Genomic DNA, 21518 nt, shown 5'->3' on the forward strand with positions numbered 1-21518 from the left:
CAGCCAGGAGCGCCCTGGCCGCCGGATCAGAGGCCATGCGCCAGCACTAACGTGGCGAAAAATCCCAAAATCGGCCACAATGCGCCGCCGTAAATGAACGACCACACTTCGGGAATAGGCTTGATGACCGACCACATGACCCCTTGGCAACGTTACCAGCAGGATCTCGAACGCCCGGATTTTCTTCGGGATCCGGCACAGGAAGATGCCGTCCAGCGTTTGCAGTCACTGTACGACAAACTCGTGGAAGCCGAAAGCGAACGCCATAAAGGATTGGCAAAACTGCGAAGAAAACTGAAAAAGGGTAAGGAAGAGCCGGTCAAAGGGCTGTATTTCTGGGGCGGGGTGGGTCGTGGCAAGACCTACCTGATGGACACCTTCTACGAGTCACTGCCGTTTGATCGCAAAATGCGGGTTCACTTCCACCGCTTTATGCAGCGTGTCCACAACGAACTCAAATCCCTGAAAGGGGAGAAAAACCCGCTGGAACTGGTGTCAAAAAAGTTCGCCGATGAAACCCGGGTGATCTGCTTCGACGAATTCTTTGTTTCCGACATCGGTGACGCCATGATCCTGGCTACCCTGATGGACGGCCTGTTCAGCCGCGGCGTGACCCTGGTTTGTACGTCCAACATCGTTCCCGACGGACTCTACAAGGACGGCCTGCAGCGCGCCCGCTTCCTGCCAGCCATTGACCTTGTGAAAAAACACACCGAAGTGGTCAATGTCGACGGCGGTGTGGATTATCGCCTGCGTACGCTCGAACAGGCCGAGCTCTACCACTTCCCGCTGGACGACGAAGCCGACGTCAGTCTCCGCAAGAGTTACGATGCCCTGGCGGTGGAAGCGGCCAAACACAGCAGATCCATGGAAATCAACGGCCGCAAGATCCCCGCCATCGCCCACGCGGATGACGTGGTCTGGTTCGATTTCAAAGACGTGTGCGACGGCCCCCGCAGTCAGAACGACTACATCGAACTGGCGCGTCAGTTCCACGCCATCATCATCAGCAACGTACCGGTGCTGGGTGGTGAAAAGGACGACCAGGCTCGTCGTTTTATTAACATGATTGATGAGTTTTACGACCGTAACGTCAAGGTCATCATCTCCGCCGCTGCCGCCATCACCGAATTGTACGCCGGTGGCCGCCTGGGTTTTGAGTTTGAGCGGACCGAATCCCGGTTGCTGGAGATGCAATCCAGGGAGTATCTGGAAGCGGCGCATAAACCGTAATCCGCCACCACCGGTTCAACCACAAGCAAAGAGTAGGTCGGATTCGACACAGTCGTAATCCGACAAACCTACCAAACAACCAACAGAGAGATTCAGTTATGAGCACAGATAACGTAGTCATCGTCAGCGGCGTCCGCACCCCCATGGGCGGTTTCCAGGGCAGTCTGGCCGACGTCAGCGCTCCGGACCTGGGCGCCATCACCATCGCCGAGGCCGTGAAGCGCGCCGGCCTGCAGCCGGCAGACGTACAGGAAGTGGTTATGGGCAACGTACTGCCCGCTGGTCTCAAGCAGGGCCCCGCCCGTCAGGCCATGCGCAAGGCCGGCCTGCCGGACAACACTGGCGCCACCACCATCAACAAGCTGTGCGGTTCCGGTATGAAAGCCGCCATGTTTGCCCACGACATCATCAAGGCTGGCAGCAACGACATTCTGGTTGCCGGCGGCATGGAAAGCATGTCCAACGCCCCTTACGTTCTCCAGGGTGTTCGCAAAGGTTACCGCATGGGGCCAGGCCAGGCGCCGCAGGATCATATGTTCCTGGACGGCCTGGAAGACGCTGAAACCGGCCGGCTGATGGGCGCCTTTGCTCAGGAAATGGCGGACAAGAAGGGCTACACCCGGGAAGAAATGGATGAATACGCCATCACTTCTCTGACCCGGGCCAAGAAAGCCATTGACGAGGGCCTGCTTAAGGACGAAATCGTTCCGGTTACCGTCAAGACCCGTAAAGGCGACGTGGTTGTGGAAGACGATGAGCAGCCCCATAACGCCAATATCGAGAAGATCCCGAGTCTGCGTCCGGCGTTTGCCAAAGATGGCACCGTCACTGCCGCCAACGCGTCTTCTATTTCCGACGGCGCATCTGCGCTGGTTCTGATGCGTGAGTCCGAAGCCGAGAAGCGCGGCCTTAAGCCGCTGGCCCGCATCGTTGGTCATAGCACTCAGTCTCAACACCCGTCCGAGTTCACCTGTGCGCCGGTGGGTGCGATCGAAACACTGTTCTCCAAAACAGGTTGGAGCAAGGAAGACGTCGATCTGTTCGAGATCAACGAAGCCTTCGCCATGGTCGCAATGATGCCGATCCGCGAGCTGGGTCTGGACCCGGAGAAGGTCAACATCCACGGCGGCGCGTGCGCCCAGGGCCATCCTGTCGGCTCCACCGGCTCCCGTCTGCTGGTCACCCTGATGTACGCCCTGCAGCGTTACGGCAAGAAGAAAGGCGTCGCAGCGCTGTGTATCGGTGGCGGTGAAGCTACGGCCATGGCTATCGAAATGTTGTAAGACTGTTCTTGGCCGTTTGCTCCTGTATCTCGAGGACTTCGGCCATGGGTGTTTTGGGGAGGGGAATTTGCCTTTCCAAAACACGCTGTAAATACGTCCCTGTACGCTTGGGCTCCGCCATCCATGGCTCCGCACAGTTTTCGAAAGGCAAACGCCCCTCCGTGCTTGCACCTCATTCAGCCTATCTCCTTCCCCGGCAATGGACATCTAAACAAGGTGGTTGCATCCACTATTGTTGTCTATAGTGATTCAGTGCGAGGGAACCCGGCGGTAAAACAGGGTGTGACCGCAAAATCATACTTTTGACTGATCAAAGCGCCCGAGGGCGTTAGCTATAGTGCCAGCATCACGAGCACTGTGCATGAAGCCTCCAAACATCGTGAACACCAATAATCAGAGCAGCGACTCAGAACAACAATGGAGTAGCCTTCCAATGACAAGAAAAACTCAACAATGGCATCAGTGGGCCAAATTGCCGCTGGCCGTGGCAGTTGCAGCCGGTATGTCCGGGCAGGCAGCTGCCTATTCTTTTTACATGGGGGACGTGGAAGCCCAGTTCAACACCACGCTGTCATACGGCGCTACCTGGCGAACCCAGGAACGTGACCGGCGTCTGATCGCCCAGGGTAACCTCGGGCCCGAATTTGCGAACACCACAGTTGGTGCTTCCACCAACAACTACGACGACGGCAACCTCAACTTCGAAAAGGGCGATGTGGTCTCTCATGTTGCCAAGGGCAACAGTGAGTTGTTCCTGAACTACAACGTGATGGGCGACTATCTGGATCGTGTTGGCGCACTGGTCCGGGGCCGTTACTGGTACGACTTCGAACTGAAGGACGGTGATCGCGCCGTTGATGACGTTGGTCAGCAGCGTGAGCTCAACGATGAAGCCAAGGACAACGCCTCCGGCGGCGAGTTCCTGGATGCCTACGTCTTCTCCGACTGGTTTTTCGGCAATGTGCCGGTCAGTCTGCGCTACGGCAAGCAGGTGGTGAGCTGGGGTGAGAGTACCTTTATTCAGGGCGGCATTAACGTCATTAACCCGGTTGACGTACCGGCCTTCCGCGCGCCGGGTTCTGAGCTGAAAGACGCGCTGCTGCCGGTGGAGATGTTCTACATGTCCGCCGGTGTAACAGAGAACGTGACCGTTGAAACCTTTGTCCAGGCCGACTGGGAACCGGTTCGTCCGGACGACTGCGGCACCTTTTTCTCCACCAACGATTTTGCTCCCGATGGCTGCGGCCCGGTTCTGTTGGCCGGTCAGCTGCCGGATTCCCAGGCACTCGCCCAGGGCTTCATTGCTCCGCGTCTGGGTGACAAGGAAGCAGATTCCAAAGACCAGTTCGGTGTGGCGTTGCGCTGGTACGTGCCCGCGCTGAATGACTCGGAACTTGGCTTCTACTACATCAAGTACAACAGCCGGCTGCCATACGTCAGCGGTACCGTGCGTGATGATCGCGAAGGCGAGCGTTTCCCGTCCTACTTCATCGAGTACCCGGAAAACATCAACCTCTACGGTATCAGTATCAACACCACCACGCCGGGCGGCTGGTCGCTGGGTGCGGAATACTCCTTCCGTGACAACATGCCGATCCAGTGGAACGCGTTTGAACTGATCTACGGCGGCCTCCAGCAGGTGAACCCGGAAACCGGCGAGCCGGCCAGTTTGCTGCAGGTTCAGCGTGAAGCTGAAGCTGGTGGCGCTGATCTCCGAGGGCAGGAAGTGGAAGGTTATGACCGCTTCAACGTTTCCCAGGCACAGTTCACCCTGATCAAGTTCTTCGACCAGGTCATGGGTGCAAGCCGGTTGTCGCTGATTACCGAATTCGGTGCAACCTACGTTCACGATCTGCCGGACCAGGATGAAGCCCGTTACGGCCGTTCAGGTACCTTTGGTATCGGTGAGCTGCCGGGCGGCGCCTGTGATGGCAGCGGCGCCACTGGAGCCGCGCTGAACATCAATGCCAGCTACTGCACCAACGACGGTTTCGTGACGGATTTCTCCTGGGGTTATCGTACCCGTCTGGTCTGGAGCTACCCGAACGCGATTGCGGGGATCAACCTGTCACCGCAACTGGCCTGGAGTCATGATGTCGAGGGTTACGGCCCGCAACCAGGTGGCGCATTTAATGAAGGCCAGAAGGCCATTGGTGTCTCTCTGGAAGGCGTATATCAGAACAAGATCACCGGTGAAATCGGTTATACGAACTTTTTCGGCGGTAAACCGTATAACGAGTTAACCGATCGTGATTTTGTAAGCGCGAGTGTGTCTTACTCCTTCTGAACCGGTGCGAATTCGTTTAACGAGGTAATCTAAATGAAACTGAACAAGAAATTATTAGCCTCCGGCGTATTGGCAGCATCCATGTTTGCCGGCAATGCCTTCGGTGTGGTACCCGCCGAAGAAGCCGCCAAGCTGGGTGACAGCCTGACACCCATCGGCGCCGAGAAAGCCGGCAACGGGGATGAAATTCCGGCCTGGGACGGCGGCCTCAAGGAAGCGCCGGCCGGCTACAACGATGACGGCATCTACGTGAATCCGTTCCCGGACGACGAAGTACTGTTCACCATTGACCAAAGCAATGTGGATCAGTACGCCGAGAATCTGTCTCCCGGACAGGTGGCGATGATCAAGAAGTACGATGACTACAAGATCCCGGTCTACCAGACGCGTCGTACCGCCACTTACCCTCAGTCGGTGATGGATGAAACCGTCAAGAACGCGACCAGCGCTGAACTGATCAAGGATGGCAACGGCATCGCCAACTATCAGGACGCAACGCCGTTCCCGATTCCGAACAACGGTGTTGAAGCCATCTGGAACCACATCACCCGCTACCGTGGCGGTTCTGTCCAGCGTAACGTGGGTCAGGTAACGCCAACCGAGAGCGGCAACTTCAGCGTGGTCAAGTTCCAGGATGAGCTGACCTGGCGTGCCTATCTGAAGGACTATGAGCCGGATCAGGATCCCAACGTCCTGTTCTACTTCAAGCAGGCCATTACCGCACCGGCTCGTCTGGCGGGTAACGTACTGCTGGTCCACGAAACCCTGGATCAGGTTAAAGAGCCACGTCGTGCCTGGGTATACAACGCCGGTCAGCGCCGTGTTCGTCGTGCGCCTCAGGTGGCCTATGACGGTCCGGGTACCGCAGCGGACGGTATGCGTACCTCCGACAACTTCGACATGTTCAACGGTGCGCCAGACCGCTACAACTGGGAGCTGGTGGGCAAGAAGGAAATGTACATCCCGTACAACTCCTACGAACTGGTTGATCGTGACCTGAGCTACGATGAAATCATCAAGGCCGGGCATATCAATCAGGACCTGACCCGCTATGAGCTCCACCGTGTGTGGCACGTTCGTGCGACCCTGAAAGAAGGTGAGCGTCACATCTACGCCCAGCGGGATTTCTACCTGGATGAAGACTCCTGGCAGGCCAGTGTGATTGACCACTACGACGGCCGTGGCGAACTGTGGCGTGTTGCTGAAGCCCATGCCATGCAGTTCTACGACCAGCAGGTTCCCTGGTACGCGATTGAAGTGCTGTATGACCTGCTGTCCGGTCGCTACCTGGCCCTTGGTCTGACCAATGAGGAAAACGACCCCTACACCTTCGGTGTGGAGCGCAGCTCCCGTGAGTACACTCCGGCAGCCCTGCGTCGGGCCGGCGTACGATAACGCACGCGTCTATCCGTACGACAAAAACGGCGGGCTTTCGGGCCCGCCGTTTTTTTATGTGCGGACTTCTTTTTTGCGAAAATGTTGAAATTTCGCCGCCATTTTACACACTGCTACGTCAAAGTTTTGCAGCCCGCCCGGCATTTGGTTTAACCTCTCTTTCATACTAAAGGCGTACCCGATGATGGTACCCAGATACATTGTGCAAACATTGCATATTCCGGACGCACGCCAGTGCAACTCGCGGTTGCCCGTGAGCCGGACTTGAGCGGGGCGAAGTGTGAAACCATTTGATGATGGCAGTGCCGCCAATGATGAGTTCCAGTCGGTTTCGTCTGGCGCGCATCGGGGCGAGCTGGTCAGAGATCTTTTGCAACAACGGGTCCGTATTCCGTCACCACCTTCCGGTGATCTGAAGCGACCTGCATTAACCGGGCGAATCCAGTCGTCACTGGAGCCTGGGCGTGTGCTCTATCTGGAAGCGCCGTGTGGATACGGTAAATCCCACGCTTTGCTGTCGGCTCTGCATGAATCAGGCCGACCGCAGGAAGCCATCAAATGGATATCCCTCACCGCGCAGGATAATGACCCCGACCGGCTGATGATGTTTCTGGGTCTTGCGCTCAACCTGCAGGCGACCCAGGACAGCACCCTGGCCCACGCCACTGCTAATCACAGTGAGGCCCTGTCATTGCTCCTGGCCCAGGACTACTGGCAACGGCCTGAGCGCAAGGCCGTGCTGGTGCTGGATAACCTGGCGTCCGCCACCCACCCGATGCTGATTGAGTTGCTGGAGCAGCTGATTACCGAGCTGCCCAACGGCCTGGCCCTGGCCCTGGTTTCCCGCAAACCTCTGCCGTTTGAAACCCACAAATCGGAACTGGAAGGGCGCTTTACACGAATTGGTCCTGAAACGCTGGAATTGACCCGGCAGGAAACCTTTGAGTTCTATGCCTCGGCGCAGGCTAATAGCCAGCTCACCACCGTCGCGATTGACCACCTGTACTCCCTGACGGAAGGCTGGATTACCCCACTGGCGTTGTATCAGCGGGAGCTGGCAGCATTGGCAGAATCCCGGTTGCCGATCCAGGAAACGGTCAGCGTGGAACGTTTCCTGCGGGATTCCGTGCTGGCCCGCCTGACTCCGCCCCAGCAGCGGGCCCTGCGAATCATGGCCGAAATGGACATTGTCTCCGACGACCTGTTTGGCAGCCTGAGGGATCAGGCCTGTGACACCGGGTTTCGGCCGTCCGTGGCGGCGGAGGCCGGGCTGCCCCTGCGCCCGCTCCCCGGACGGGGGCGATGGTTCCGCCTTAATCCGCTTTTTCACGAGTGGCTGAGAAGTTCCGCTCTTGATGGCGCAAAGGATCGCGCGTTGGCGGCCAGTCGCTGGTTCTGTCAGCATCACCAGCTTCCGGAAGCCCTGCGATACGCGTTGCTGTCGGAAAACGCAGATGAAGCCGTCAGGATCGCTTCCGAGGGGTCCGAGGCGCTGCTGATCGGCCAGGATACCGCCTCACTGTTGCGTTTGCGCCGCTCACTGCCGCTCGGCCTGCTGGAACACAGCGCACGGCTGCAGTTGGTGTACAGTTGGGTTCACGCTATTGGTGGCCAGTTCTCCCAGGCCAGGGCCCTGCTGGATGGCCTTCCGGATGCCGAGCGCGAGGCGCTGGCCGGCCGGATTGATGCCCTGGAAGCCTTCATCCTGAGAGGCGAGGGTTATGTTGAACAAGCCCTGGAGGTTGCCGATCGGGCCCTGGAAGCCGAGAAGCTGTCCACCCAGGGCCAGCTGGTGACTCAGATGGTCCGTTCCAGCGCTTTTTGCGCAGCCGGGCGATTCGCGGATGCCAGAGAAGCCAACCGGGCAACCGCCAGGCTTGCCCGTGAAGCCGGGGATTCCGGATCGGAAGCTCTGGCGGTTTATACCCATGCCCGCATTGAGCTGGGCAAGGGAGCGCTGAAACACGCCGAGCAGTTGCTACGGACCGGTCTTGATACCGCCATGAACGAAACCGCACGCCCGACGCGGGTTGGCGAAACCCGGCTGCAACTGAACCTGGTGCTGGTGTTGTGGCATCAGGGCCGGCAGGCGGAGGCCGATCGGCTGCTGGTGACCTGTAGTCGCCACGCCGAGCAGACCCGGGATCTGGGGCTGTTGCTGGCTATGGCCTTGCGGGTATTGATTTGTCGTACCCAGGGCCGGCTGGAAGATGCCTTCGTGTGGATTGGACGCGCCGAGCGGACCATGCATGCCTGGGAGGTGGACGAGTCCGTTTTCGTGCCAGTGCTGGAGGCTCTGAAAGCGAGCTGCTGGCTGGCGTCCGGCAACATTGAAAGCGCCGCTCAGGCGATGGAGCGCCTGCAACCCTACCGGGACACCGGGTGTGTGCCGGAGTTGATTCCGATGATGCCGGGTTTGCTGGATTCGCTGCAGGTGAGGATTGAGCTGGCCAGGGGAGACGACGTCAAGGCGGCGGATACCCTGCGCTCCATTCGCCTGGACAATGGTCGGGTAATGCCGTTTGCCGTGGATTTGCACCTTATATTGTTGGAAAGCCTGCTGGCGTTCCGCGAGAAGGGCGTGGCGGCTGCCCAGAAACTGTTAACCCGGGCGGTCAATATCGCGGCGCCGGAGCACTTTATCAGCCCCTTTGCCGAACTTTACACCGAGATGGGGGAACTAATGGAGAAGGCCTATCCGCACCTGCCGGAAGGGGAATTTACCCGGTCACTGGGGCAGCTGTTCGGGCTGTCGGTGGCCAAGGTGAATGCCGTACCACTGGCGGAGCCCATCAGCGAAAGGGAGCAGGGAGTGCTGGAGCTGATCGCCAACGGCCTGTCCAATCAGGAAATTGCCGACCGGTTGCACATTTCCCTGCACACCGTAAAAACCCACGCCCGTCGCATCAACGCCAAGCTCGAAGTCAGATCCCGCACCCAGGCCATCGTCCGCGCGCGGGAGCTCGGTCTACTGTAGATGCATCGGTGTCGGGTTACGCTTTCGCTAACCCGACCTACGTGGGGCAAGGGTTACGCTTCGCTAACCTGACCTACTTCTTTGCTGGGGTGCGGCGCAGGGGCTTTGAGGGCTTCTATGCGGGCGTCTTTCTCCGCCCAGATCTCGCTGATCCACCTCTGGAAGTCCACCCGGGCTTCACGGCTCCCCTCGTAGTCCATACCCAGGAAACGCTCAGGAATCTCACGAAGGCGAATGTCGATGATGATCCGGCGCGTGCGGCCGCAGAGGAAATCCCAGAACCCGGAGCGACCATCGGGATAGACAATGCTGACGTCCAGCATGGTATGAATCATCTCCCCCATGGCGCTTAGCACAAAGGCCGTGCCGCCCGCCCGGGGCTTCAGCAAATGCTTGTAGGGGGACTTCTGGGCCGCGTGCTTGGCCGGAGTCAGGCGTGTGCCTTCCATGAAGTTGAAAATGGTCACCGGCGTGTAGCGGAACTTCTCGCAGGCTGCCTGGGTGGCGGCGATGTCCTTGCCTTTCAGCTCCGGACGCTTGGCGATCTGTTCCTTGGTATGGCGATGCATGAACGGGAAATCCAGCGCCCACCAGGCGACGCCCAGCAGCGGTACCCAGATCAGCTCTTTCTTGAGGAAGAACTTCAGCAGGGGAATACGGCTGTTCAGCACATACTGAATGGCCGGGATATCAGCCCAGCTCTGGTGATTGCAGGTCACGAAATACCAGTGTTCCCGGCTCAGGTTGTCCGCTCCCCGCACATCCCATTCAATCCGGTGGAGCAGATCCAGGAAGCGGTTATTGAACCCGATCCAGATAAACGCAATGTTGTTCAGCGCCACGGTGCAAAACTTTCGCACCGGCGTCAGCGGAATAATGAGCTTGACCAGTGAGAAGACCATCAGCACCGGATATAGAATCAGGGTGTTGAGCAATATCAGCAGGGCCGCCAGGGTACCCTTGAGCGGCGCAGGCAAAAAATCGAGCATCAGTGGATGTCCCCGGAATCGTCATTGTCTCCGGCGTTGGGCAGGAGAACACGTTCTTTGCTGGCAGAAGCCAGGGTTTGTAGCTTTTTGGTATTGCTGCCATCGACCGTAGCGGTGAAAGCCTTGTCGAAATACGCAAGGTTGTTGTACCGGATCATGCTACGAATCTCTTTTACATAATCCTCGCCCCGTTCTGAATAGCCAATCAGGCCGGCGGCCAGTGCTATCCCCGAAGCCAGCTTTCCGTTATCGCGCGCGGTCTGCCGCACGTCACGCAAAGCCTGGTAGGTAGGGTGACGATTCAGATTCTGGATATACCCCCGGATGGACCGATAGGGGGAGGCAAACCGGGCCACTTCGTGGGTGGCGCCTTCCACGCGTCCCCGGGGCACCAGGCCACAGCCTTTCGAGAAACACCACTGACCGAACAGGTTATTCCCCTTGGTGGCAAAGCGCGAGGTGCCCCAGGCTGACTCGTTGGCCGCCTGTGCCAGGATAAGGGAAGGGGAGATAACGTCCAGGCGTTGGCGCAGCTGCTTGAACAGCTCCGGGCTGGTCGGCGCTTCCTCAACCCGCAGACGCTTCGCCTGGCCGGTCAGCCAGCTGCGTTCGGATTTGCTCAGTTCGTCTTTTTGCGCCAGGGCATCCAGGTAATCCCGTTCGATCAGGATGCGTGAATTGGCCAGCACAATCCGCGGATAGAGAAAGGAGAAAAATGCGGCTTTGCGTTCCGTGGTATCGCGGTAACTGGAGAAATCCGGCAGCTCATCGCCTGCCCAGGCGGGGAGTGGGGGCAAAGAAGACAAAACGAGATCCGATCCGCTGCCGTCACCAAACAAGCCGTCGGGATCCGGTGTGTGGATACTGCCCCAGAATGCGAAAACCACCAACGGGAAAACCAGCGAAATAGCCCGGATACCTACAGACATAAAACCTCTCGTTACAATCGATATGACTTGAATTATAACAGGTTATACGTGTCTGTATCCTGGCCGGGTTACCCATGTCGGGTTAGCGTCAGCGTAATCCGACAATCACTCCGGCAGCCGAGTTGCGATTAGCAGCCCCAGGCGCTGCTCGTCGCCTTCGGTGTTTTGCAATTGCAGAAAAATCTGATCCTGGTCCGCCGTCACGAAGCCGGTGAGGGTCAGATCCCCCGCCACGAAAGCCACCTCACCGTTGGCGCCCTGGGAGTAAGCCAGAGACAACTCGCCGCCGTCGAGAGGCGCAGGCCCGGATACACTCTCCGCATCCACCGAATGCACGATATCAAGGGTGCGTCTGTCCAGCGTCGCCTGAGTGGCTGAGTCGAGGGTCAGCACGGCGTTGCCGAAATGTCGCAGGCGGTTCTCACCATTCGCCAGGCCCATGGCAAAACCCTGCAGGCGGTATCGGCCGCTCTGGGGAAGCGTGGTGGTCTGCTCGGCGGCGAGGAGCAGGCCGTCACCGGTGTTGGCGTTGTCCAGGTTGAACGCCAGCAGGGAGCCGTCAGGAGTGCTGGCGCCAATGCCCAGATCCGGCGTGGCAAATTGCCCGGACGGATTGCTGATGTCCAGATTGAGGCGGCCAATCTCCCGGTCACCCACACTGAGTCGCGAGGGGCGGGAACTGATCGTCCAGCTGGCGTCCCGGTTGCCCGCCACAGGCCCGGTGACGGCGCCGGAACCGCCGTCCCGGCCGATGGAGGTGGTGGCCATCACCTGGGCGATATCTTCCCCGCTGATGGTCCAGTCACCCACCCCGGACTCAATGGCCAGCGGCTCCGCGCCATCCGCAAACCGGGTTGCCAGGAAGACCACGTTGTATTGGCGGCCATTGAGCTCGCTCAGGCTGAAGCCCTCCTCCCGCAACAGGTTCATTTCCAGTACGGACAGGTAGTGGTCTTCCTGCACTGACTTGCGTTGCAAGGTGTCTGCGGTCGCCTCCAGTTCGATGGCCTTGCCGGCGCTGAAATACCCGGCCAGCATGCGATCAGGCGCTTCGCTGGCCTCTTCTGTGGTGCTGACAAAACCATCCAGGAAATAGGGGTTGCGTGTCCAGCCGAGGATTTGGGAGCTGCCACGGCCTGTCACACTCTGGTAAAGCGCCCGTCCGGCAAGCAGCCGGGTGTCTTCGAGCAGTGTGGCGGCGCCCGGCGAGGATGCGTGGGTATTGAGATCCCAGTGGTCTACCCCCCGGGGATAAAACCCGTTGCCTGCCTGATGGATCAGGGCTTCGCGATCATAGGGCACATCCGACGCCAGGGAGGTAACACGAATATTGAACGCATCAAAGCTGGTCAGGGTCAGGGCCGGGTAGACGTAGCCGGTGCCGCCGTTGCTGTCGGTCACGCTCTCTTCCTGGGCGGTGCGTACCCCCCATTGTCCTGAACCGGCCAGGCTGGTTTCGCGGAAGGTCTGCCCCAGTTCGATCCCGAGGAACACGGTGTTGTAGTCAGCGGAGCTGGCGCTGATCTTGCCGGAGGACTCTTCGTCCAGAAGCGCGTAGCGCGCCATCTCTTCCACATAACGGGCGAAGTCACCGCGGTTGTCGAGGTGATCAAGCGCGTCTCCAAGATCGACCTGATCGGGAATATCGATCTCGAAATCGTGAACCTGGTCCGCCAGGGTGGACCACACATACTTGTTCAGACACAGCTCACCGGAGGCATCGTTGACACAGTCCATGATCTGACTGAACTGGTCCGGGGAATAACCACTGATGGTGTTGCTGACCAGGTATTCAGAGAAAGGGTTGACCTTTACATCGCGGTCCGCATCCGCCGCCAGGGCGCGCATCCGGATGTTGCCATAGGTTGCTTCGATCACCACATCCGGCCCCAGGGGCAGGCCATTGCTGAAGGCGATGACTTCCCGGCCACTGTCTTCGGTCCGACGGGTGACGTCAACAGAGCCGAGGTTGCGCAGGCTCTGGTCGGTGCGGTAGACGTCGACCCGGTCCGGGGCCACGATCCGCAGGTTGCGGCGCGTCAGTTCCCCATCCGACGCCAGCGCCGCCGGCACTTCGAGTGTGACCCGGACCTCGTTGGCCTCCAGACCGGTCGAGTTGTTGGAATCACCGGTGCTGCCCGGGTTGAAGTCATTCTGGGGGTTCTTCGACGGAGGAAAGCTGTTACCCCGGGAGCCCGCCTCATCAACGGCGCTGTCGCCGCCGCAACCGGCCACTACAACGGCCACCGCCAGTGACAGGCAGGGGAGCAGGCGTGGTTTGCCGGAACGGGGAAAGAATGCAGGTAAACGTGTGCTGAGTGCCATGCCTGGGACAATCCATTATCGGAACATGAGCTGGCAGTCTAGCAAGAGCGGTGAACGCAAAGAGTGAGGCAGGGCACGAAACGAAAACGGGCGCCCCGAAGGGCGCCCGCTATCAGACTGAGGAGCGTGGCAGGATCAGAAGAAGATCTTCATGCCGGCCATCACGCCCTCGTCCAGGTTGATGTCGCCGCGCAGGGGCGAATCCAGGTCGGTGTTCAGGTAGCGATAGCCGGCGAACACCTCGGCGTTACGGATAACCCGGTAGCTGCCGCGCAGCTCAAAGCTGGTCATGTCCTCGGAATCACCAAAAGACAGGATGCTCGGCGCGTAGTGCAGGCCGCCAGTCACCGACAGGCCCGGTACTTCGGGGATGTTGACCGTGGCAAAGCCGCCAAGGCCGACCGCGCCGCCGTCGACGTGGTCGTCATCCCAGCCGATGGCACGCAGGCCGATACCCGCGGTGGTCGGCAGGTTTCCCAGAGCCGTCTGGCCCTGGGCGTGGAAATCCACGTTACCGATGTGGCGACTACCTTCGTGGTAGGTGTAACCGGTGCCCAGCTGCAGATCGGACGTGTTGCCGAAGAAGTTCACCTGGCCCTTGACGGAATCGTTGGTCAGGCTCAGGTCCAGATCAGCTGCCAGAGCAGGAGCCGCGGCCAGTGACAGAGCAAGAACGGAAATACGGGTTGCTTTCATTCTTCTACCTTTCATGGGTCAATGAACGGAGTCCGGCGCCGGAATCAGCCGGCGCCGACGATTGTTCAGATGAGCGCATGGTAACGGGACGCCGTGGGCTGCTCAACTTAAAACGGAGTAAGGGCCTGTTAATACGGGATTATGGATCAGCAACCCGGCGTCAGTGCCGGGTATTCTCGTCCAGCTGGTCCAGGTCCTCGGGCGATACATTCTGTGCCGGAACCCGGTATTCCTCATTGGCCCAGGCGCCAAGGTCAATCAGCTTGCAGCGTTCACAGCAGAAGGGGCGGAACGGATTGCTCTCGCTCCATTCAACGGATTTTTTGCAGTTGGGGCATTCTACTTTCATCATTTTAGAGCGAAACCTACGGTGTCTTCAGCCGGTGAATCAGGAGGGCGCGGATGCCTTACAGTATTGTTCCAGTACTGCACGCAACATTTCAATATTGACAGGCTTGGCAACAAAGGAATCCATACCGGCCTCGCGGCACCGTTCTTCGTCTTTCTCCATGGCACTGGCCGTCAGGGCGACCACAGGCACCCGGTCGCGGCCGTTGTCGATCTCCCACTGGCGCAGGCGCCGGGTGGCCTCAAACCCGTCCACGCGGGGCATCACACAGTCCATGAACACCAGGTCGAACGGGTGCCATTGCCAGAGTGTGGCGGCAACCTCGCCGTCATTGGCGGTCATCACATCGCAGCCCAGCTTTTCCAGCAGGCGACGGGTCAGGGTGCGGTTGACGGGGTTGTCTTCCACCAGCAGCACTTTCATGCGACTGCAGGGCAATTCCTTGCGGCGGGATGTGTCACTGACCGTCTGGAGCGAGAACCGGGTAAGGAAGCGACGCTCGCCTGCGGCACGGTCGGCAAACAGCTGGTGCAGAATCGCTGTCAGGCAGGATTCCCGCAGGGACTTGCTGAGAAACGCATCGGCCCCGGCCTGCCGGAAATGCTCGGCATCTCCCCGCTGCGGGTTGGAAGACAGCAACAACAGGCGGATGTCGCTCCACTGCGGGTTGCTGCGAATCTGCCGGCACAGCAGGTCGCTGTCCATGTCCGGCACAAAGCCGTCTAGCACAATGGCGTCATAGGGCTGCTGATTGTCCGCAGCGAGACGGACCGAGGTCAGGGCCTCGCCCGCCGACTTCACCGCTTCAATGTGCAGTTCATGGCGTGACAGCATCTCCAGGGTAATCTTGCGGGACAGTTCGTAGGAATCCACCACCAGAATCCGCCGGCCCTGAATCATTCGGGTGTCCGGGCGAATGCGGGTCGCGCTCTCCGGCGCTACCGGCAGTGACAGCTCCGCCCAGAAGGTGGTGCCTTCCCCGGGGCGGCTTTCCACTTCCAGGGTGCCGTCCATCAGCCGGACCAACTGGCGGCAGATGGTCAGGCCCAGGCCGGCCCCGGGAAGCTGGCGCTGGAAACTCTGGCCCAGCTGGACATAGGGTTCGTACACCAGCGGGATGTCCTCGGGGTTGATGCCGACCCCGGTATCTTCCACGGCCAGCCGCAGGCGCACCATATTGTCCTTGCGACCAAGCACTTCCACGCTGATCAGCACATGGCCGGAATCGGTGAACTTGATACCGTTGGAAGTCAGGTTCAGCAGAATCTGCCGTACCCGGACCGGGTCACCGCGCAGCGCCCAGGGCAGGTTTTCGTCCACCCTCAGTTCCAGTGCAAGACCTTTCTCGCGGGCGCGGGTGCCAAGCATGTGCACCAGATCGTTCAGGGTTTCCCGCATATCAAATGGCAAATCCTCCAGCACCAGCTTGCCGGCTTCCATGCTGGAGATATCGAGCAGGTCATTGATGATCGACGACAGGCTTTCGGAAGCGCTCAGCAGGGTCTGGACGTATTCCTGCTGTTCCTGGTCCAGCGGTGTGTCGGTCAGCAGGTTGGCGTAGCCCAGTACCGACTGCAGCGGAATGCGCAATTCATGGCTGACATTCGCCAGGAACTGGTTTTTGGCGTGATTGGCGCGAACGGCCTCATCCCTCTCCCCCTGGGATTGCAGGGTGGTCTGTCTCAGTGAACGGGTGTCTTCCAGCAACTGCAGCCGCATCTTGTTCAGCGCCTGCTCAACCTCACTGAGTTCATCCGGATTTTTGGGGGGCTTGCGTCGCAGGTGCAGGGGTTCGATCAGGGCGTCCAGGTTCAGGCGCGTGGCGTAGTCCGCCATGGTTTCCAGATGGCGGGACAACATCATCCTGACGATCAGCAACAGCCCCAGGGTGCCCAGCAGCACAATCAGCGACTGGAACCCGAGGGTAACCAGTGCCCGGTCCACCAGTTCGTTGTGTACCTGCTCCGCAGACGAGGTAATGGTCAGCGTGCCCATGTTCTGGGTGCCGCGGAATGATGAGCGATTGAAAATCAGCGGGAAGGACTGGGAGATCACCCGGCCTTCGGGGTAGGTGCCGGTGCTGAATTCCTCGCCGCTGGCGGTGACCACGCGGGCGTGCTGAATCACTGGCATGGCCCGCATGTCATCCAGGCTGTTGGCAACCTCGCTGAAATTCATCAGCCAGATATTGTTGCTCATACTGCCGGAAATCAGCTCGGCGGCCTTTTCCTGGGTGCTGCGCAGTTCATCGGTACGGCGTTCATACTCACCGATCATCTGCAGGCCGGTGGCAGCGAGAGACAGTACCAGGCTGAACAGCAGCACATATACCAGCAGCCTCGCCGCCAGTGGCCGTACACCTATTCGTTTGAATAACCGGATCAAGGGCAAGACACGTATTCCCTGTGACTAATGAACTGGCGATTCCTTCTTGTAAAACGTTATAAACCGGAAACCGCCTTCAACTGATGCGAGTTTAACAGACCGTCAGCACTTCGACACGTTCCCCGGAATGATCATGGATAAACCGGAAACGCACATTCAGATCATACAGGTGAGCGCCGTAAATCCGGTCCTCCTCACGCCCGCGGCGGAACGATGGCCGGGGGTCGTAACTCACCACGTCTTCGATCAGACGCCGCAGGTCGCGGTAGGGTTCCATGGGCAGGGCCAACAGTTGCGCTTCCGCTTCCTCCAGGAACACCACCGGCAGGCGCTCCGTGGGTGGCGAATCCGCCCAGCCCAGGGTCGCGTCGGGTATCGAGTCTGCAAAGGGCAGGTAGGGTTTGATGTCCAGGATCGGCGTGCCCTCAATCAGGTCATGATCGCTGATTTGCAGGATCAGCCGGCCGTTTTCCCGCCGCAACCCTTCATTGCGCACGACCGACAGCCCCAGGCTGTTGGGGCGGAACGGCGAGCGGCTGGCGAATACGCCCATCTTACGGTTTCCCCCAAGGCGGGGAGGGCGTACCACCGGCCGCCATTCTTCCCGCACCGCCTCATGGAACTGGAAGGTCAGCCAAAGGTGGCTGGCGGTTTCCAGGCCCCGGAACGCGTCTTCCCGGTCGAAGGGCGGGGCAATCACCAGATCGGCGTGGGCGTGGCGAGTCAGCCCCGGCTGGCGGGGCACTCCGAACTTGTCCCGGAAACAGGAACGAGCATGGGCGATGGGCGTTAACGTCAATGCGTCTTCAGGTGTGTAGGTCATGATCGGTCAATGGTACCCGAGAAATACAGTTCGATCCGCAACACCAGGGAGCCCCGGTCCTTGAAGCTCTCATCCCGGGGGAACTCCATCGCGGGAATAATCTCGCCATACAGCCAATCGCTGTGCAGCCGGTAGCGATAGGTCAGGTCCGCAAAAATCGAGGTTTGCCGCCAGTTTGGCTGGCTTTCGCCCAGCATGCCCAGGCGCGGGCTGAGGGTAGCGCGGTTGTTCAGACGTTTGTGGAAGTTAAAGGTTTGTGCCATCTCGAACTTACGCTTCACATGCACCCATTCCATCTCACTGGCGGACAGGAATTTCCAGCCGTTGCCCAGACTCCGTCCGGCCCCGAACGAGCTCCGTGCACCCCAGCCGTCCTGGTGGAAATAGTACAGCCGCTGTTCCACTTTCAGGCCCCAGTCGTCATCCAGACGCCAGCGCTTGTCGGCTGTCACCCGCCAGAACGCATCCGTGGGGAAGCGCAGACGCACACCCACATCGTTACTCAGGTTGATCGCATCGCCGACTTCCGACAGGTAACGCAGGGCGCCGGTCGCCTCGGTGTCCGAGCGCTCTTCCTCGGTCAACTGGCGGTTGCGCCGCCGCTCCGCGAGGGGAATCAGCTCGTCGCTTTCACTCTCGATAACCAGCCGCAGTTTCTCCTCCACGGTGGGAATATCCAGGCGGAACCGCGCTTCCGGGTCCAACTGGGCGGGATCCCCGTATTCTGACTCGGTCGCAAAGCCCAGCCGCAGGTAGCTCTGGTTGTTGGGCATGCCGGCGGCAGCGCCGGAAAACGTGCGGTCGGCCCACTCGCCCAACGCCTGTACGCGGGAACCCTGGGTGCGCTCCTGGCGCAATACCCAGTTGCTGAAATGCAGCCAATAGGAATCCCTGGGTTCGAGCCAGTAGTCATCGGGGGAAAAATCATAGAAATCGGGCGGTAGCGATTCGGGGGAGAGCACATCGCGAACGGCTGGTTCCCGGATAATGAAAACAGGGTCAGCGGCATGGGCCGCCGTAGCCGCCAACAGTACACCACAGAGCAATGCCGGCGCCGCCAGACGGTTATTACCCAAAGGCCACCATAAACTTCTTGTGCAGCTCACTGACCTGGCGTTCCACGTCACTCAACATCGTATTATTATCGACCACTTCATCGGCTTTTTGCAGGCGTTTATCGCGGGGCATCTGGGCGGCAATGATACGCTCAACCTGCGCCTGATCATTGTCATCACGGGCCATGGTGCGGGCCAGTTGGACCTCCACCGGCACATCCACCACCACCACCTTTTCCGCCAACTGGTGTTGGTCCGTCTCCAGCAGAAGCGGAGACACCAGCAATACATAGGGCAGGGCATAGTCCGCCGGTTGGAGCTGGCGCATCAGCTCTTCGCGGATCACCGGGTGCAGCAAGCCCTCAAGCCAGGCCCGCTCATCCGGGTGCTCAAACACAATCGTTCGCAACCGGGCCCGGTCCAGCGAACCGTCCACCTGCAGAATCTCTGCGCCAAAATGCTCGGCAATCCGGGCCAACGCAGGCGTGCCTGGCTCCACCACCTCGCGGGCCACATCATCCGCATCCACCCAATGCACCCCCAGCGCCCCAAACATCCGCGCCACGGTAGATTTGCCGGAACCAATACCCCCGGTTAACCCGATAACCGCCATTACACCCCCAAGAACCCAAACCACCAACTCTGAATCTCGGAGCCGAACCACAAACAAAGCAACCCGGCCGCCGCCAGATACGGCCCAAACGGAATCGGCACCTCACGCCCCTGCTTGCGGAATATGATCAAACAAATCCCCACAACGGCCCCGACCACAGATGACAACAAAATCACCGCCGGCAACAACTGCCAGCCCAGCCAGGCCCCCAGGGCAGCCAGCAACTTGAAATCCCCATGGCCCATGCCTTCCTTGCCAGTCACCAGCTTGAACAGCCAATACACCGACCACAGCGACAAGTAACCCGCCACAGCTCCCCAGAATGCACTATGAAAATCCGTCAGTACACCAAAGTAATTGAGTACCAACCCCACCCACATCAGCGGAAGGGTCATGCTGTCCGGCAGCAGCTGGGTGTCAAAATCGATTATCGTCAGCGCGACCAGTGTCCACACCAGCAGCAGCGCCCACAGCGAGGATTCCGTCGGCCCGAGGATGGCAACAGTCACCACCGAGAAAATCGCCGTCAGTGCCTCGATGATCGGGTAACGGGGAGAAATCCGCGCCTTGCAAGAAGAACACTTACCGCCCAACACCAGGTAACTGACCACCGGGATATTCTCCCAGGCGCGGATTTTGTGATCGCAGGAAGGGCAGGTGGATGCGGGGGAAGCCAGTGTAACGGGCGTTTCAGGCTTGCGCTGCCCCTCCGGCAGTTCCAGGAATTCCTCACACTGGCAACGCCAGTCCTGATGCATCATCTTCGGTAAACGAAGAATCACCACATTCAGGAAACTGCCAATACACAGGGAAAACAGAACAACCGACAAATAAAGCAGCCACGGCGTGGCCAGCAGGGACTCAAGAATAAGCATGAAATATCCGAAAACCAGGAGCGGAAAGAAACGTAGGTCGGATTAGGCGAAGCCGTAATCCGACACAACTAGCTGATTTATGACGCTTATACCACCTGACCCATCTGGAAGATCGGCAGGTACATGCCAATGATCAGGCCGCCAACCAGAACACCCAGAACCACCATAATCATCGGCTCCATCAGGGCGGTCAGGTTGTCGACCATATCATCAACCACATTTTCGTAGTGGTCTGCGACTTTCTCCAGCATTTCATCCAGGTTACCGGATTCCTCGCCGATTGCGGTCAGCTGTACGGCCATAACGGGGAAGACGCCGACCTGCTTCATAGAAGCTTGAAGCTGTGTACCGCTGGAAACATCATCCTTGATGCGAAGCACAGCATCCCGATAGATGGCGTTACCGGTGGCGCCGGATACCGAATCCAGAGCCTCCACCAAAGGAACCCCGGAGGAAAAAGTGGTCGATAATACGCGACCAAACTTTGCCACGGCGGATTTATCGAGAATCTCGCCAACGATTGGGAGCTTCAGAAGATATTTGTCGATAAGATCGGAAAACTTCTGAGATCTTCGCACCGCTTCTTTGAACAGAAATATAGACCCGACAATGCCCAAAAGTACGATGAACCACCACTTTTGCATCCACTCTGAAATACTGATGATGAATTGTGTGAAAACAGGAAGATCTGCGCCAAAGCCTTGGAAAAGGCTTTCAAACTGCGGCACCACCTTTACAAGTAGAATGGCTGTAACAATGATTGCAACCACAATAACCGCAATCGGGTAGGTCATCGCCTTCTTGACTTTCTTCTTCAGGATTTCAGTCTTTTCCAGATAGGTCGCAATCCGGTCAAGCATTTGCTCAAGAGCACCGGCTTTTTCACCAGAGTCCACAAGGTTGCAGTAAAGATCATCAAAGTGCTTTGGATGCCTGCGGAGAGCTCCGGCAAAACTGGTGCCTGAGGCGACATCATTCCTGATGGATGCAACCAGCTCTCTGAGCCCCTGGTTTTCAAGTCCATCTGTAACGATGTCGAAGCTTTGAACCAACGGTACCCCGGCTTTCATCATGGTCGCCATCTGGCGGGTGAACATGGCGATATCGAACGGCGTGATTTTCTTACTGCCGCCGAACAGGGGCTTGGGCTTTTTCTTGACCTTGTCCGGGTTGATGCCCTGCTTTCGCAACTGGGCTTTCACCAGTGCCAGATTTGAACCGGACACTTCCCCCTTGGTTTTGTTGCCCTTTCGGTCTTTACCTTCCCAGACAAATGCCTGAAGCTTTTGCGCTTTTTCTGCCAT

16 protein-coding genes are annotated in these 21518 nt (G+C 58.9%); 5 read left to right on the forward strand and 11 right to left on the reverse strand.

What is annotated here, in order from left to right; translation table 11 throughout:
* The first annotated feature begins 135 nt into the window (after positions 1 to 135).
* The 5 genes from zapE to ACQUWM_RS00195 all read left to right on the forward strand — a co-directional run bounded on the left by zapE (position 136) and on the right by ACQUWM_RS00195 (position 9175).
* Entirely contained in the window at positions 136 to 1233 is a 1098-nt protein-coding gene (zapE, locus tag ACQUWM_RS00175) for a cell division protein ZapE (protein ID WP_428921407.1), read from the forward strand.
* A gap of 98 nt (positions 1234 to 1331) precedes the next feature.
* Positions 1332 to 2516, forward strand: a complete 1185-nt coding sequence (locus ACQUWM_RS00180) for a thiolase family protein (RefSeq protein ID WP_406988392.1) — start codon at positions 1332 to 1334, stop codon at positions 2514 to 2516.
* Between the two features lie 433 nt (positions 2517 to 2949).
* Positions 2950 to 4803: a DUF1302 domain-containing protein gene (locus ACQUWM_RS00185; RefSeq protein WP_428920772.1), complete on the forward strand. Its 1854-nt coding sequence runs from the start codon at positions 2950 to 2952 to the stop codon at positions 4801 to 4803.
* 33 nt (positions 4804 to 4836) lie between these two features.
* Positions 4837 to 6198, forward strand: a complete 1362-nt coding sequence (locus ACQUWM_RS00190) for a DUF1329 domain-containing protein (RefSeq protein ID WP_428920773.1) — start codon at positions 4837 to 4839, stop codon at positions 6196 to 6198.
* Between the two features lie 280 nt (positions 6199 to 6478).
* Positions 6479 to 9175, forward strand: coding sequence for a helix-turn-helix transcriptional regulator (locus ACQUWM_RS00195; RefSeq protein ID WP_406999003.1), 2697 nt, complete (start codon positions 6479 to 6481; stop codon positions 9173 to 9175).
* 53 nt (positions 9176 to 9228) lie between these two features.
* Here the strand turns inward: ACQUWM_RS00195 and ACQUWM_RS00200 are convergent, their stop codons facing one another.
* The 11 genes from ACQUWM_RS00200 to ACQUWM_RS00250 all read right to left on the reverse strand — a co-directional run bounded on the left by ACQUWM_RS00200 (position 9229) and on the right by ACQUWM_RS00250 (position 21518).
* Entirely contained in the window at positions 9229 to 10164 is a 936-nt protein-coding gene (locus tag ACQUWM_RS00200; protein WP_428920774.1) for an acyltransferase, read from the reverse strand.
* Positions 10164 to 11093: a glucosaminidase domain-containing protein gene (locus tag ACQUWM_RS00205; RefSeq protein ID WP_428920775.1), complete on the reverse strand. Its 930-nt coding sequence runs from the start codon at positions 11091 to 11093 to the stop codon at positions 10164 to 10166. Before ACQUWM_RS00205 ends, ACQUWM_RS00200 begins: the two co-directional genes overlap by 1 nt.
* A gap of 105 nt (positions 11094 to 11198) precedes the next feature.
* Positions 11199 to 13418, reverse strand: coding sequence for a hypothetical protein (locus ACQUWM_RS00210; RefSeq protein WP_428920776.1), 2220 nt, complete (start codon positions 13416 to 13418; stop codon positions 11199 to 11201).
* Positions 13419 to 13553: 135 nt separating this feature from the next.
* Complete coding sequence (locus ACQUWM_RS00215; RefSeq protein ID WP_406998995.1) at positions 13554 to 14114, reverse strand: YfaZ family outer membrane protein; 561 nt, start codon at positions 14112 to 14114, stop codon at positions 13554 to 13556.
* A 160-nt stretch (positions 14115 to 14274) separates the two neighbouring features.
* On the reverse strand, positions 14275 to 14463 hold the full coding sequence (gene yacG / locus ACQUWM_RS00220) for a DNA gyrase inhibitor YacG (RefSeq protein WP_406988449.1): 189 nt from the start codon (positions 14461 to 14463) through the stop codon (positions 14275 to 14277).
* A 39-nt stretch (positions 14464 to 14502) separates the two neighbouring features.
* Positions 14503 to 16854 (reverse strand): response regulator, encoded by a 2352-nt coding sequence (locus ACQUWM_RS00225; RefSeq protein WP_428920777.1) that lies wholly within the window; start codon positions 16852 to 16854, stop codon positions 14503 to 14505.
* Between the two features lie 85 nt (positions 16855 to 16939).
* Entirely contained in the window at positions 16940 to 17671 is a 732-nt protein-coding gene (gene tsaA, locus ACQUWM_RS00230) for a tRNA (N6-threonylcarbamoyladenosine(37)-N6)-methyltransferase TrmO (protein WP_428920778.1), read from the reverse strand.
* A complete protein-coding gene (locus ACQUWM_RS00235; protein ID WP_428920779.1) occupies positions 17668 to 18747 on the reverse strand; it encodes a hypothetical protein in 1080 nt (359 codons plus the stop codon). Before ACQUWM_RS00235 ends, tsaA begins: the two co-directional genes overlap by 4 nt.
* Complete coding sequence (coaE, locus tag ACQUWM_RS00240) at positions 18740 to 19339, reverse strand: dephospho-CoA kinase (RefSeq protein WP_428920780.1); 600 nt, start codon at positions 19337 to 19339, stop codon at positions 18740 to 18742. The genes ACQUWM_RS00235 and coaE overlap by 8 nt, the downstream gene beginning before the upstream one ends.
* Positions 19339 to 20214, reverse strand: a complete 876-nt coding sequence (locus ACQUWM_RS00245) for a prepilin peptidase (protein WP_428920781.1) — start codon at positions 20212 to 20214, stop codon at positions 19339 to 19341. The genes coaE and ACQUWM_RS00245 overlap by 1 nt, the downstream gene beginning before the upstream one ends.
* An 86-nt stretch (positions 20215 to 20300) precedes the next feature.
* Positions 20301 to 21518, reverse strand: coding sequence for a type II secretion system F family protein (locus tag ACQUWM_RS00250; protein ID WP_428920782.1), 1218 nt, complete (start codon positions 21516 to 21518; stop codon positions 20301 to 20303).

This window comes from Marinobacter sp. DUT-3, assembly GCF_050379435.1.
Taxonomy (GTDB): domain Bacteria; phylum Pseudomonadota; class Gammaproteobacteria; order Pseudomonadales; family Oleiphilaceae; genus Marinobacter.

What these genes read in the sequence shown, in the direction of transcription:
- zapE (WP_428921407.1), top strand. Translation starts at nt 136, where the DNA reads ATGACCCCTTGGCAACGTTACCAGCAGGATCTCGAACGCCCGGATTTT.
- ACQUWM_RS00180 (WP_406988392.1), top strand. Translation starts at nt 1,332, where the DNA reads ATGAGCACAGATAACGTAGTCATCGTCAGCGGCGTCCGCACCCCCATG.
- ACQUWM_RS00185 (WP_428920772.1), top strand. Translation starts at nt 2,950, where the DNA reads ATGACAAGAAAAACTCAACAATGGCATCAGTGGGCCAAATTGCCGCTG.
- ACQUWM_RS00190 (WP_428920773.1), top strand. Translation starts at nt 4,837, where the DNA reads ATGAAACTGAACAAGAAATTATTAGCCTCCGGCGTATTGGCAGCATCC.
- ACQUWM_RS00200 (WP_428920774.1), bottom strand. Translation starts at nt 10,164, where the DNA reads ATGCTCGATTTTTTGCCTGCGCCGCTCAAGGGTACCCTGGCGGCCCTG.
- ACQUWM_RS00205 (WP_428920775.1), bottom strand. Translation starts at nt 11,093, where the DNA reads ATGTCTGTAGGTATCCGGGCTATTTCGCTGGTTTTCCCGTTGGTGGTT.
- ACQUWM_RS00210 (WP_428920776.1), bottom strand. Translation starts at nt 13,418, where the DNA reads ATGGCACTCAGCACACGTTTACCTGCATTCTTTCCCCGTTCCGGCAAA.
- ACQUWM_RS00215 (WP_406998995.1), bottom strand. Translation starts at nt 14,114, where the DNA reads ATGAAAGCAACCCGTATTTCCGTTCTTGCTCTGTCACTGGCCGCGGCT.
- yacG (WP_406988449.1), bottom strand. Translation starts at nt 14,463, where the DNA reads ATGAAAGTAGAATGCCCCAACTGCAAAAAATCCGTTGAATGGAGCGAG.
- tsaA (WP_428920778.1), bottom strand. Translation starts at nt 17,671, where the DNA reads ATGACCTACACACCTGAAGACGCATTGACGTTAACGCCCATCGCCCAT.
- coaE (WP_428920780.1), bottom strand. Translation starts at nt 19,339, where the DNA reads ATGGCGGTTATCGGGTTAACCGGGGGTATTGGTTCCGGCAAATCTACC.
- ACQUWM_RS00245 (WP_428920781.1), bottom strand. Translation starts at nt 20,214, where the DNA reads ATGCTTATTCTTGAGTCCCTGCTGGCCACGCCGTGGCTGCTTTATTTG.
- ACQUWM_RS00250 (WP_428920782.1), bottom strand. Translation starts at nt 21,518, where the DNA reads ATGGCAGAAAAAGCGCAAAAGCTTCAGGCATTTGTCTGGGAAGGTAAA.